8 protein-coding genes, 1 tRNA gene and 1 riboswitch are annotated in these 12,776 nt (G+C 71.1%); of the genes, 5 read left to right on the top strand and 4 right to left on the bottom strand.

What is annotated here, in order from left to right:
• The first annotated feature begins 66 nt into the window (after positions 1 to 66).
• The 4 genes from ACIBEI_RS25175 to ACIBEI_RS25160 all read left to right on the top strand — a co-directional run bounded on the left by ACIBEI_RS25175 (position 67) and on the right by ACIBEI_RS25160 (position 3,996).
• A tRNA-Met gene (locus tag ACIBEI_RS25175) sits at positions 67 to 140 on the top strand.
• Between the two features lie 201 nt (positions 141 to 341).
• Complete coding sequence (locus ACIBEI_RS25170; protein ID WP_398892694.1) at positions 342 to 1,427, top strand: PP2C family protein-serine/threonine phosphatase; 1,086 nt, start codon at positions 342 to 344, stop codon at positions 1,425 to 1,427.
• A 316-nt stretch (positions 1,428 to 1,743) separates the two neighbouring features.
• A riboswitch (cyclic di-AMP (ydaO/yuaA leader) is annotated at positions 1,744 to 1,899 on the top strand.
• An 11-nt stretch (positions 1,900 to 1,910) separates the two neighbouring features.
• A complete protein-coding gene (locus tag ACIBEI_RS25165) occupies positions 1,911 to 2,960 on the top strand; it encodes a M23 family metallopeptidase (protein ID WP_398892471.1) in 1,050 nt (349 codons plus the stop codon).
• Positions 2,961 to 3,051: 91 nt separating this feature from the next.
• The gene (locus ACIBEI_RS25160) at positions 3,052 to 3,996 is read left to right on the top strand and encodes an aldo/keto reductase (protein ID WP_398892469.1); all 945 of its coding nucleotides are present in this window, start codon (positions 3,052 to 3,054) and stop codon (positions 3,994 to 3,996) included.
• A gap of 128 nt (positions 3,997 to 4,124) precedes the next feature.
• On the opposite strand, the gene ACIBEI_RS25155 is transcribed toward ACIBEI_RS25160, so the two are convergent.
• From ACIBEI_RS25155 to ACIBEI_RS25140, 4 genes are all read right to left on the bottom strand, one after another.
• Positions 4,125 to 5,408: a PrsW family intramembrane metalloprotease gene (locus ACIBEI_RS25155; protein ID WP_398892467.1), complete on the bottom strand. Its 1,284-nt coding sequence runs from the start codon at positions 5,406 to 5,408 to the stop codon at positions 4,125 to 4,127.
• A gap of 159 nt (positions 5,409 to 5,567) precedes the next feature.
• A complete protein-coding gene (gene trmB, locus ACIBEI_RS25150) occupies positions 5,568 to 6,362 on the bottom strand; it encodes a tRNA (guanosine(46)-N7)-methyltransferase TrmB (protein WP_398892465.1) in 795 nt (264 codons plus the stop codon).
• A gap of 231 nt (positions 6,363 to 6,593) precedes the next feature.
• A complete protein-coding gene (gene lhgO / locus ACIBEI_RS25145; protein WP_398892463.1) occupies positions 6,594 to 7,805 on the bottom strand; it encodes an L-2-hydroxyglutarate oxidase in 1,212 nt (403 codons plus the stop codon).
• Between the two features lie 310 nt (positions 7,806 to 8,115).
• Complete coding sequence (locus ACIBEI_RS25140; RefSeq protein ID WP_143643663.1) at positions 8,116 to 9,540, bottom strand: MFS transporter; 1,425 nt, start codon at positions 9,538 to 9,540, stop codon at positions 8,116 to 8,118.
• Positions 9,541 to 10,315: 775 nt separating this feature from the next.
• Here ACIBEI_RS25140 and ACIBEI_RS25135 point away from each other — a divergent pair.
• Positions 10,316 to 12,409 carry an asparagine synthase-related protein gene (locus ACIBEI_RS25135; protein ID WP_398892460.1) on the top strand — a complete coding sequence of 698 codons (2,094 nt, stop codon included), beginning with the start codon at positions 10,316 to 10,318 and terminating at the stop codon, positions 12,407 to 12,409.
• The last annotated feature ends 367 nt before the right edge of the window (positions 12,410 to 12,776 follow it).

Below are 12,776 nucleotides of genomic sequence, written 5' to 3'. Positions count from 1 at the left end.
TGAAGCGCGGGCGACATCAACGCGTGTGCTTCGGGTCCCGCAGATGGCGTACAGTGGTCTTAACGACGCGGGGTGGAGCAGCTCGGTAGCTCGCTGGGCTCATAACCCAGAGGTCGCAGGTTCAAATCCTGTCCCCGCTACTGAAGGCCTGAGGCCGGAATCCGATCAAGGATTCCGGCCTCAGGTGTTTCCCGTACATCTCCTCAGGCTTCCCCGGGTGTTCGGGCAGGTGTCTTCACCCGCCCGGTCTTCACCCGCCCGGTCCTCGCCCGCTCGCCCGCCGTCCGCGCTCCCGGAAGCCTGGACAGGTGGAGGAGCGGGAGCCGGAGCGGGGCGAGCCCATGAACGTCGAGCCCGTGGAGAGGACCGTCTCGTACCAGCGCACCCTCGTCCGCGTGCTGCCGGCGCTGCTGGTCGCCGCCGGCGTCTGCTACGACCTCCTCACCCCGCAGGACTTCACCGCGGCTCCCTTCTTCACGGCCGCGGTGCTCATCGCCGCAGCCCTCTTCTCGCTCGGCGCCACCGTGTGGACGGGAATCGCGGCGACCGCGGGCATGGGAATCGTGCACCTCAGGTTCGCCTTCGACGCGGGCGCGGTCACCGAGGTCCTCACCGTGGCCACGGCCGCCGCGCTCGCCGTCGGCATCAACCGGCTCGTGGTCCGCGGCAACGCGCGCCTCGCCACCGCCCGCGAGATCGCCGAGGCCGCCCAGTGGGCCGTACTGCCCGAACCGGCGGCGCGGATCGGCGGCCTGGAGATCGCGGCACGGTACGAGGCCGCGCAGGAGGGCGCGTTCATCGGGGGAGACCTGTACGCCGTGCAGGACACCCCGCACGGCGTACGGCTCCTCGTGGGCGACGTACGGGGCAAGGGCATGGGAGCGGTCGCCGTCGTCGCCGTACTCATCGGGGCCTTCCGTGAGGCCGCCGAGCAGGAGGCGAGCCTGGAGGCGGTCGCGCAGCGGCTGGAGCGGGCGCTCGCGCGCGAGGGTGTCCGGCGCGACATCATCGCGGTCCTCGAGGACTTCACCACCGCCGTGCTCGCCGAGATCCCGCACGGCACCCCCGTCGTACGCCTCGTGAACCGCGGCCACCCCGGGCCCCTTCTGCTGTACGGCGACGGAGAGGTGCGTACGCTCGCCGCGCCGGAGCCCGCGCTGCCGCTCGGGACGGGGGAATTGGGGACCTGGCCCGACCGCGCCCAGGAGGAGGCCTTCCCGGGCGGGACCATGCTGCTCTTCCACACGGACGGGCTGTCCGAGGCGCGGGACCGGCGAGACGTCTTCTACGATCCGGCGCGGCGGCTGTCCGGGCGGGTTTTCCCCGGGCCCGACGCGTTGCTCGCCGCGGTACTGGACGACGTCCTGCGGCACACCGGGGGCGGGGCGACCGACGACATGGCACTGCTCGCGGTGCGGCGGCCGTGAAGGTATGGCGGGAGGGCGCGGTCGTGGTGATTGCGTGACGGTCGTGAGTGCGGCGGCCGTGAGATGCGTCGCTCTTTCGGCGGGCCATATCACCGTTCGTAGTCGAACGGCGTCCCTCCGCTCAACAACTGACGCACCATCAACAGGGCTCCCGTTCCTGAATGTCGATCAACTCGCCCGATTTACCCCGCTCATGACCTGTAAGTCCAGGCCAAGAGCCGTAACGATCATCAGGAACAGCTTGGAATCCGGTGCCCGGGTCTATTAACGTTCGATAACGCAGCGCGGTCGTCCCAGCCGTCACAAGAGTCGGCTCCGTGCGCACGCGCCGAATCCCGCAAGGGAACCGGGGAACCACCACTTGGGGTGAATCGCTCGTCTTCGCGGTGTAGCGCACCGCGGTTGACGCGCGTAGGAGACCTTCCTGCTCCGAACCCGTCAGCTAACCCGGTAGGCGAGAAGGAAGGAAAGGAGTGCGCCTACGTGGCGTCCAACCGGTCTGCCCTCACACCCTCGTTCGTTCCGGATGAGTTGACGGGTGAGTCCTCGGGTGAGAAGAAGCCCGACACATTCGCCTACGGCGCTCGTAAGGACGAGGAGACGTGGGAGGTCTGGAATCCCAGCGCGGAGACCGTCCTTCCCGTCCGCGGCCGGCACCGCGTCGCCAAGCAGCGCGGCGGCGGACTCGCCCGTAGCTCGACCGTTCTGGGCGTCGGCGTCATAGCCGCAGTCGGCGCGGGTGGCATGGCCACCGCGCAGACCGGCAAGCCCCCGGTGTCGATCTCGATCCCCGACCTGCCGAACGTCGGCTCGCCGTTCTCGGAGGACGACGCCCCCGAGGGCTCCAGCACTCCGATCACCGCCGTCGGCCTCACCGCAGCCGACGCCGAGGAGGGCAACTCGGACGCGGGTGAGGCCCTGCGCGCCCGCATCATGCTCCAGGCCGAGCGGCAGCAGGACCAGGTGGACCGCGAGGCCCAGCGGGCCGCCGAGGCCGCCGCCGCGAAGAAGGCCTCCGACCAGGCCGCGAAGGAGCGGGAGGCCGCCGAGGCCAAGGTCGCCGCCGCCAAGAAGAAGGCGGACGAGGAGGCCAAGGCGAAGGCCGAGGCCGCGCGCCTCGCCGAACTCGCCAAGCAGTTCACGCTGCCCACCTCCTCGTACACGATCACCTCGACCTTCGGACAGTCCGGTGCGCTGTGGTCGTCCGGTCAGCACACGGGTCTGGACTTCGCCGCTCCCACGGGTACCCCGATCAAGGCCGTTCACAGCGGCACGATCAAGGAAGCCGGCTGGAACGGCTCGTACGGCTACCGCACGGTCCTCGAACTCGACGACGGTACGGAGATCTGGTACGCGCACCAGTCGTCGATCGGTGTCAGCGTCGGGCAGAAGGTGAACACCGGCGACATCATCGGGCGCGTGGGCGCGACCGGCAACGTCACCGGGGCGCACCTCCACCTGGAGGTCCACACCAGCGGCGGCGACGGCATCGACCCGATGGCGTGGCTGCGGGGCAAGGGGCTCACCCCGTAAGGGCTCAACCGGAAGAGCTCACCCGGTAAGAAGGGCCTGAGAGGTTCCTGGGTGCGGAATACGGCCGTCCGGTACGGCCGTTGATCCACCCATGACCTCTCTCCGCAAGCTGGGTTCGTCCGATCTCGAAGTCTTTCCGCTCTCCCTCGGCGGCAACGTCTTCGGCTGGACCGCCGACCGGGCGCGGTCCTTCGCCGTGCTCGACGCGTACACCGCCGCGGGCGGGAACTTCGTCGACACCGCCGACACCTACTCGGCCTGGGTGCCGGGCAACGAGGGCGGCGAGTCGGAGACCGTCCTGGGCGACTGGCTCGCCTCGCGCGGCAACCGCGCCGACGTCGTCGTCGCCACCAAGGTCGGTGCGCACCCCCGGTACAAGGGTCTGTCCGGGGCGAACATCAAGGCCGCGGCCGACGCCTCCCTGCGGCGGCTGAAGACGGACCACATCGACCTCTACTACACCCACTTCGACGACCCGTCCGTGCCGGTCGAGGAGATCATCACGGCCCTGGACGAGCTCGTCCGCGCCGGCAAGGTGCGCGCCATCGCCGCGTCCAATCTCTCTCCCGAGCGGCTCCAGGAGTCCCTCGACCTCTCCGACCGCGAGGGCCTCGCGCGGTACGTCGCGCTGCAGCCGCGGTACAACCTCGTCTCCCGCGACTCGTACGAGGGCCCGCTCCGGGACGTCGCCTCCCGGGCCGGTCTCGCCGTCGTCCCCTACTCCTCGCTCGCCTCGGGCTTCCTCACCGGCAAGTACCGGGCGGGCGCCGTCGTCGACAGCGCGCGGGCCGGGTCCGCGGGGGCGCATCTGGAGTCGGAGCGGGGGCCGCGGGTGCTGGCCGCGCTCGACGAGGTCGCGCGGGAGCGCGGGGTCGAGGTCGCCACCGTGGCTCTGGCCTGGCTGTCGTCCCGGCCGACCGTCGTCGCGCCCATCGCCAGCGCTCGTACGGTGGAGCAGCTTCCGGCGTTGTTGGGGGTGGCCGGGCTTGCCCTCACGGAGGGGGAGTTGGGGAGGCTGACCTCGGCTTCCGGCTGAGGTTGAGGGGTGGGGTGTTGGGTGTGGGGCTGGGGTTTGGGGTTTGGGGTGGGGCTGGGGTTTCGTCTTGGGTTTGGGCTGGGGTGGGGGGTTGGGGGGCGGTTGCGTTTTGGGGTTGGGGCTGCGCCTCAGGAGCGGTATGGGTTGTACGTGTACGGCGTCGGGTAGCCGTGCCACTGCGGTGCCACCGGTGCCGGAGCCGTCGCCCGGGCCGCGTACAGGAGCGCCGGGCGGGCCGGTTCCCGGCGCGTCCACAGTTCGTGGAGCAGCTCCCGTTCCCGTACGACGAAGTCGGCTCCCGCGCGGCCCTTGCGGCCCCGGTGACGCAGGAACGCCAGCGACGTCGCGTACGCCTCGTACTCCGCGACCGCCCTGCCCGCCGAGCGTCCGCCGTGGTGCGTGGCGTACTCACGGGCCAGCCGCCGTGCCTTCATCGAGCCGAGGACGAACGGCTCCGGGGCCGTGAGCCAGCCCGCCATCGCGTACGCGGGGAGTTCGTCGCGGATCGTGCCCAGTTCGCGCTGGCGGGTCCAGATGACCAGCCAGGTCAGCAGGCCGAAGGCCGGGACCATGAAGGCCGCGTAGACCGCGAAGAAGCCGTACTCGCCGAAAGTCGACGAGCCGTTCCACATCGCGTGCATGCCCATCGCGAGCAGCAGTCCGACGATCGGGAGCAGTACGCGCCGTACCTGGTGGCGGTCCGCCGACAGCGCCGCGATGCCGAAGCCGATGCCCGTGAGCACGGTGAACAGCGGGTGCGCGAACGGCGACATGATCACACGTACGAAGAAGGTCGCCGCCGTGACCGAGGCGATGCCGCTGCCGCCGCTGAGCTGGTCCGTGCCGAACGCCGTGCCGAGGTAGAGGATGTTCTCGGTGAACGCGAAGCCGGTCGCCGTGACGCCGGCTATCACCACACCGTCCAGGATTCCCGTGAACTCCCGTCTGCGGAACAGGAAGACGAGTAAGACGGCTGCTGCCTTCGCCGACTCCTCGACTATGGGGGCTATGACCGTCGCGCCCAATGTGTCCGCGCTGGATGGGTCCGCTGTCGCTGTTGCTATCCATCTCGTCGCGAAGCTGTTCGCCACGATGGCTATCAGCGCGGCGGCGCAGGCTCCCCAGGCGAAGGAGAAGAGAAGGTTCCGCCAGGGGCCCGGCTCCACTCTGTCCAGCCAGCGGAACGCGGCGACGAGGAGCGGGACCGGCAGTACGGCGAGGCCCAGGCCCACCAGGAAGCCCTCGGTGCCGGTCTGTCTGCGGACCAGGGCCAGGATGACGAGGCCGGAGAGGGTCAGCAGGGTGGTCAGGGCGCTGTAGCGGACCCACTTGCGCTGCCACCAGTGCGGGGTGCCTCCGGCGGGGGTGCCGGGGAAACCGGGGTGTGGTGGGGGCGGGGGACCGGTGGCCATGACAAAGACCCTAACGACGGAGGGGCGTGGGCCGCGAGAGCGCACTGTCGGGGGCGTGGGGGCGGGGCGGGGTGGCGCGCGGTGTCGTGCGGTGTGGTGCGGTGTTTGGCTACGCCTTGTGGGGCCCTCCAGGCCGTATGGGCCGTGCGTCGTGTGGCTCTAGCTGCCCGTGTTCGCTGTATGCGGTACGCGGCGGAAGAGCAGATCGTTCACCACGTGTCCCTTGTCCAGGCCCTGGCCCTCGAAACGCGTCAGGGGGCGGAAGTCTGGGCGTGGCGCGTAGCCGCCGTCCGGCTGGGTGTTCTCGAAGTCCGGGTGGGCGGTGAGGACTTCGAGCATGACCTCGGCGTACGGTTCCCAGTCCGTCGCGCAGTGCAGCAGTGCGCCCGGCTTGAGGCGGGACGCGGCGAGGGTGAGGAACTCCGGCTGGATCAGGCGGCGCTTGTGGTGGCGCTTCTTGGGCCAGGGGTCCGGGAAATAGACGCGCAGGCCGTCCAGGGAGTCCGGGGTCAGCATCTCGCGGAGCAGGATGATCGCGTCGCCGTTGGCCACGCGGAGGTTGGACAGGCCGGCTCGGTCCGCGAGGTTCAGGAGGTTGCCCTGGCCCGGGGTGTGGACGTCCACGGCGAGGATGCCGGTGGTGGGGTCCTCGGTGGCCATCTGGGCGGTGGCCTCGCCCATGCCGAAGCCGATCTCCAGGACGACCGGGATGTCGGCGGCGAAGAGATCCTTGAGGTCGAGGGGGTGCCGGCCGTCGATGTCCAGGCCCCACTTGGGCCACAGGCGCTGCAGCGCGTCCGCCTGGCCCTGGGTCACTCGGCTTCTGCGGGGCTGGAAGCTGCGGATTCTTCGCTCGAAGTGGGAGCCGGCGGGGTCGGGGCGGGGGCCGTCGGGGAAGCGGGGTTCGCCCTTTGGGCGGGGCTTCCTGTCGGGGTTCGTGGAGGAGTCAGACACAGTGCGTCGATTTTACGGGGTGGAGGGGTGGGGTGGCTTGGTGGCTCTGGGTGGTCTGCGGGTCGTCGTGGGGCGGGGCCGTGCCGGTACGTCGAGTCCGCCGCGTTCCGGGTATACGGCTGTCGGTTTGGAGGGAGCCGTTTCTTGGAGGAGCCCTATGCGGCGGACTTCGACGTACCGGCACGGCCCCTTCCGTTCGTGGGTCCCTTTACCGCCGTCCGTTTTCTGGGCTCAGGTGGTTGTCATTGATCTGAGGGCTCGCGCTGCGATCTCTCTCCCGATGGGGAGGGAGGCTGTGGCTGCGGGGGAGGGGGCGTTGAGTACGTGGACCGTGCGGGGGGATTCCTGGATCAGGAAGTCGTCCAGGAGGGTGCCGTCGCGTAGGACTGCCTGGGCTCGGACGCCTGCGGCGGCGGGGATCAGGTCGTCGGGGGTGGTGGCGGGGAGCAGGCGGCGGACTGCGGTGCTGAAGGCCGTTTTCGAGAGGGAGCGGTGGAGTTCGCCGCCGCCGTAGCGCCAGTGGTGTCTCGCTATGCGCCATGAGCCGGGCCAGGTGAGGGTTTCTGCCAGTTCTCGGGGGCGTACCGTCCGCCAGTCGTAGCCCTCGCGGGCCAGGGCCGGGACCGCGTTGGGGCCGATGTGGACGCTTCCGTCGATGCCCCGGGTGAGGTGGACGCCGAGGAAGGGGAAGGCAGGGTCCGGGACGGGATAGACGAGGCCGTTGACCAGGGAGGGCCTGGCCAGGGTGTAGTACTCGCCTCGGAAAGGGACGATGCGCATCTTGGGGTCGTCGCCGGTCAAGCGGGCGATTCTGTCGCAGTGGAGGCCGGCGCAGTTCACCAGGACTCGGGCTCGGGTGATGGTGCCGTCGGTCGTGCGGACTGCCACTCCCAGGTCGGGGCGGCGGTCGATCCGTGTGACCTCGGCGTTGTACTTGATGTGGGCGCCGGAGGCGTTTGCGAGCTGGCGGGCCACGCCCACGAAGTCGCATACGCCTGTCGTCGCTACGTGGATCGCGGCCAGGCCCCGCACCTGGGGTTCGTACTCCGCGATCTGGGAGGCGCCCAGCTCGCGGACCGGAATGCCGTTCTCCCGGCCTCGCTGGACCAGGGCGTGCAGGCGGGGCAGCTCTTCGCGCTCCGTGGCGACGATCAGCTTGCCGGTGACGGCGTGGGCGATGCCGTACTCCGCGCAGAACTTGACCATCTCGGCGGCGCCCCGGACGGCGTACCGGGCCTTGAGGGAGCCCGGGCGGTAGTAGATCCCGCTGTGGATGACGCCGCTGTTGCGTCCCGTCTGGTGCCTGGCCGGGCCCGGTTCCTTCTCCAGCACCGTCACCCGCGTGCCCGGCGCGGCACGCGTGATCGCATACGCCGTCGACAGACCGACGATCCCGCCGCCGATCACCAGCACGTCACAGTCGTAAGCGACCTTCCGCCCCATCTGTCCGCCCCACCTCCAGCCTCCGACTCCCACCCCCGATAGTGCACTGCGCCACTGACAACCCGCTCAAACCCACAGGATGGCAGGGGCCGGCCCAGCACCGGAGCCAGGTGGCCCCGGCCAGGTCATCGGCCGTGCGTGGCCCCGGTCACGACACCGGAGGCGCGTGGTCCGGTCACGTTCATGGCGCTGGTCACGCAGGCCGCGCCCCTTCAGGGGCGCGGGGAACTGCGCGATCAGCCACATCCGGCCGGCAGCCCCGAGACCACCCCAGCCCCGCAGACGCTCAGGGGGCTCAGGGGGCTCAGAACTAGGCCGGTGCCATCAGCAACGGCCTGGCCCGTTCGCGCAGCTCCACCACCCGCGGCTCATCCCCGTACGGCTCCAGGCGGTGAAGGAGATCCTTCACGTACTCGGTCGTGCGGGCCGACGAGATGCGCCCGGCGACCTCCACCGCCCGCACCCCCTGCTCGCACGCCGCATCGAGGTTGCCCGACTCGAGTTCGGCGACCGCGGACACCACCAGGCGCAGCCCGTGGGAGCGTACGAACTCCTCCGTCGGCTTCGACAGGGCCTGCTCCGTGAAGCGGCGGACCTGGCGCGGGGCCTTCAGATCGCGGTAGCACTCGGCCGCGTCGGCGGCGAAGCGGTCGTAGCCGTAGAAGCCGAGCCAGGACGGGTCGTGGTCGCCGTCGCGGGCCCGCTCCAGCCAGCCTTCGGCGGCCTTGAGGGCGCCGCCTGCCGCCTGGGCGTCGCCCGCGCGCGCGTGGGCCCGTGCCTCGACCAGGCGGAAGAAGCTCATCGTGCGGGCGGTGGCCAGGCCCCGGTTGCGCTCCAGGGCGGCCTGGGCGAGGTCGACGCCCTCGTCGCCGAAGCCCCGGTAGGTCGCCTGGAGGGACATGGACGCCAGTACGTAGCCCCCGAGGGGCACGTCGGCCGCGGCGCGGGCCAGGCGCAGGGCCTGGATGTAGTAGCGCTGGGCGGCCTCCTGCTGGCCCGTGTCGAACGCCATCCAGCCGGCCAGGCGGGTGAGTTCGGCGCTGGCTCCGAAGAGGGCCCGGCCGACCTCGTCCGAGTACGAGCCCAGCAGCAGGGGTGCCGCCTCGACTCGTAAGCATTCGGGCACCATGGACGAACGCCAGTCGCCGCCTCCGTACTTGGAGTCCCAGCGCCTGGCGTCCTCGGCGGCCTCCCGCAGCTTCTGTACGTCGCTGTGGCCGACTTTCAGCGGTGCTCCGGAGCCTTCCAGCGGGCTGGCGTCCCGTGCCACCGAGCTGTCGGCCGGGGTTATCAGCCACCGGGACGCGGGAGTTGCGTATGCGCTCACTGCGAATGATCCGGCGAGCGACTGCCAGATGCCGCCGGAGCCCGCCCGGCGGCCGGCGAGGTCGAGGCGGTACAGGTCCGTGGCGGAGCGCACCGCCTGTCCGACGTCCCTGGGGAAGGCGAGGCCCACCTCGGGTGCGGGATCCGCGTCCGCCAGGCCGATCTCGTGGAGCGGCACCGGGCGGCCGAGCTTCTGGCCGATGGCGGCCGCGATGAGGTGCGGCGCGGCACCCTGCGGCACCATGCCTTTCGACACCCAGCGCGCCACCGACGTCTTGTCGTAGCGAAGAGTCAACCCGCGTTGAGCGCCAAGATCGTTGACGCGTCGGGCGAGTCCTGCGTTGCTGATTCCCGCGAGGGCGAGAACGGCGCCGAGTTTTTCGTTCGGCCCGCGTTGCTCCCTGGACATTGCGCCACCCCTCGACACAGACGGCTGCCGCGCGGGTGGTGGCCCAGCGGCATTCGTGCTGCGTCTTCCCGGGCGCCAACCCCTGGAACCCCACCCGCAAAAGCACGTGGCCGAGCCCTCAGGAATATGCCTCCCGCGAAAACACAGGCAAACACAGGGTAGTTCGCCGCATCCCAAGCGTTAAGGGGCATTGTTCCGGATGGCGGGATTGTGGCCCGTGGGCAAGCACGGAGCGTCGTGTCGTGCTCCCGCTGTGTGGCCGTGCGCCCGTCCGTGCGCTCTTCTCCGGCCATCCGGGGAGCGCTTCCATGGATCGTGCGTGGGTCGGCCCGCTGTACTGGATCCAGTGGGCTGGGGGACACCGCCGCCTCCATCCCCGCGGGCGGCGGACCGGTCCGGGAGGCGGACTCCGCCTCCCGGACTGTGCGTTGCGCACAGCATGTACGGAGCGTGTGCACGCGTGTTCGTCCATCACCGATTTGGCTGAATATCGCCCATGCCTTCCGAGGTCAAATACCCCTCCCACCATGGCACTTGAGGGCGCGTTAGGTGTTTTTGGGGAGCGTTTCGGGGGCGCATTCACGTCGTCGCCCTTGGGTAAATTCTGTGCGATCGCCGCCCGCCGCGCGTGCGTTCGCTTTTTCGCGGGCATCTCCCAGGGGCGCACTCCGGGGAGCACAAGCGGCCGCACCGGCCCTCCCGGGCGCATTCTTCGTGGCAGCATGGTGACCGGTTCGTACGGTGCACTGGTTGTCCACAGCCTGTGGAGGCGGCGATGCGGTGGTTGGTGGGATGGAGCAGTACCGCCGCTCGTGCGCCCGAGATCGGTTCGGCGGGAGCGACGGGCGGCGACGGCGAGACGGTGCACCCGGTGGGGTCCCAACTCCTGTGGGGCGACCCCGATCCGCTCTGGGCGGTCGGTGACTGGCGCCCCGACGAGGTGCGCGTGGTCAAGGCCGACGAGCAGAACCGCATGGCGGTGCTCGGCACCTGCGGAGCCTCCGACGAGGAACTGCGCGTGGGCCTGTTCGCCGCGCGCGGCGGGGCACTTCGGCATCTGACTGCCTGGTCCGGCAGTTACACGGCCGTCGTCCAGGTGGGCCGCCGCCTCATGGTCTGCGGCGATCTGGCGGGTGTCAGGCCGGTGTTCTACACCCCCTGGGCGGGCGGCACGGCCTACTCGACCGCGGCCCTCCCCCTCGCCGACCTCATCGAGGCCAACCTCGACTTCGGGCACCTGGCGGCCCTGCTCGCCGCTCCCGACGTACCGGCCGCGCTCCAGGACTCGACGCCGTACGAGGGTGTGCGGCGCATTCCGCCGGGGCATGCGCTGATCCTGCGCGCGGGCGCACGGGAGATCGCCGGGTACGAGCAGGTGGCCTCCCTCGCCGTGGCGGCCGCGACCACCGATCCCGACAGCGCGGTGAACGCCGTACGCGACGCGTTGGTCGAGGCCGTACGCGCACGGCTCGCCGCCCCAAGACACGTACCCGGGGCGGACATAGACCCCGGTCCCGTCCCGGGTATGGGCCCCGCCGAGCGGCGCGCGGCTCGGGGAATGCCCGTGCCCGGCATAGGAGCCGACCTCTCCGGAGGACCCGCCTCCGGCACGCTCGCGCTGCTCGCGGCCGGTCTCCCGGGCGCGCCCGGCACGGTCCTCGGCCATGGCACCGGGGCCGGCGAACGCCTCCTCGCGGTCACGTTCAACGACCTGGCGGTGAAGGGCCGCGAGGCCGAACTGGAGCGGGCGGGCACGCTGGCCGCCAATCCGCGGCTGCACCACGTGGTGGTGGCCGGAGGCGAAGAGGTCCTCCCCTACGCCGAGTTGGAGGGCCCGCTGACCGACGAGCCGGGGCCCTCCCTGGTCACGGCAGCCCGGCACCGCGCGCGCCTGGCCTCGGGCAGCGCGGACCACTTCACGGGCTACGGAGCGCGGCAGGTCCTGGACGCACACCCGGCCCGCCTCGCCGATCTGCTGATGGACCGCAAACGACGCCATCTGGTGCGCCCCGTCGCGGCGTTGGCGAAGGCCGACGGTTCCGTCATGGTCCCCGCGCGCGTGTACGGCGCGGCGCGCAAGCTGTCCCGTACGCCCTATCTCGTCGGCATAGAGGGACTCGCCGACCGGCTGCTGCACAAGCGGTTCGAGGAGCCGGGAGGTGCCGTGGGGGCGTCGCTCGCCGCGCTCACGTGGGCCAGACCCGGGCCCGCCGCACGCTGGCTCACCGGCGAGGCCCTCGCTGAAGTATCGGTTCGCCTGGCGGGGGCGACGACCCGGGGCGGTGTCGGTCCCGGTCAGCGGCCGGGCGATTTCCGCGCGCGTTCCGCCCTCGCGCGGCACGCCGCGGACCTCCGGATCCTGGAGCAGGCCGCGGAGGTCCGCTTCCAGCGGCTGCACGCCCCGTTCCTCGACAACCAGGTCGTACGAGCCTGTCGTGCCCTTCCCGAGGCGCTGCGCGTCCAGCCCGGGGCGCGGGCCGCGATCCTCCGTACGGTCCTGGAGGGCGCCGGCGTGGCAGACCTCCCGCCCGGCTGGGGTGCCCCGTCCCACGCGTCCTCCACGGCCGCGGCCCGTACGGGGCTCCGGGTCGCCGTGGACGACCTCGTCGCCCTCTTCGACACGCCTCTTCTCGCCCAGGCGGGGCTGGTCGAGGCCCGGGTCGTCCGCAAGGCCCTCCGGGCGGCGGCCGACGGAGAGGCCCTGCCCCTGGAGGGCCTCGCGGATTTGGTGTCCTTGGAGCTCTGGCTCCGCCGGCTGCTGGACCGCCGGGGGACGTGCTGGACGGGGACGCCTGCGCGCCAGCGTGCCGTTCCTGCGGGGATCCGGCCTCAGCGGGGGGCTTTGGGGGCGGGGGCGAGGAGGGGGTAGGAGTAGCGGGGAGTTTTTCGCCCCCGCCGCCCTTACCCTCCCCCACTCTCGGCTTCGCTCGAGCGGGGGGACCCCCATCGTCCCTTACTCAGGGGCTCCGCCCCCGAACCCCCGCTCCTCAAACGCCGGAGGGGTTGGAGAGCCACTTGCCTGACGTCGAGTGCGGGTTGGGTGTGGCTGGTCGCGCAGTTCCCCGCGCCCCTGAAAGACCCCGGCGTCCCCTCTTCCAGCCCGTCCGGCCACTTCCAGCCCGTCCGGCGTTTGAGGACGAGGCCGTTCAGGCCGATTTCCCACTCACCCCGTTCAACCCACCCACTCACGCCAGACCCCACCCACCCACTCAGCCCGTCCGGCGCTTGAGGACGAG

It is taken from the genome of Streptomyces sp. NPDC050988 (assembly GCF_044456225.1).
Classification (GTDB): Bacteria; Actinomycetota; Actinomycetes; order Streptomycetales; family Streptomycetaceae; genus Streptomyces.
Note: the sequence above shows the minus strand (reverse complement) of the source record. Positions and strands in the feature narration are given on the sequence as shown.

Bases quoted from the DNA above. Each gene is read 5' to 3' on its own strand.
- ACIBEI_RS25160 (WP_398892469.1), top strand. From the start codon at position 3,052: ATGACCTCTCTCCGCAAGCTGGGTTCGTCCGATCTCGAAGTCTTTCCG.
- ACIBEI_RS25170 (WP_398892694.1), top strand. From the start codon at position 342: ATGAACGTCGAGCCCGTGGAGAGGACCGTCTCGTACCAGCGCACCCTC.
- lhgO (WP_398892463.1), bottom strand. From the start codon at position 7,805: ATGGGGCGGAAGGTCGCTTACGACTGTGACGTGCTGGTGATCGGCGGC.
- ACIBEI_RS25155 (WP_398892467.1), bottom strand. From the start codon at position 5,408: ATGGCCACCGGTCCCCCGCCCCCACCACACCCCGGTTTCCCCGGCACC.
- ACIBEI_RS25140 (WP_143643663.1), bottom strand. From the start codon at position 9,540: ATGTCCAGGGAGCAACGCGGGCCGAACGAAAAACTCGGCGCCGTTCTC.
- ACIBEI_RS25135 (WP_398892460.1), top strand. From the start codon at position 10,316: ATGCGGTGGTTGGTGGGATGGAGCAGTACCGCCGCTCGTGCGCCCGAG.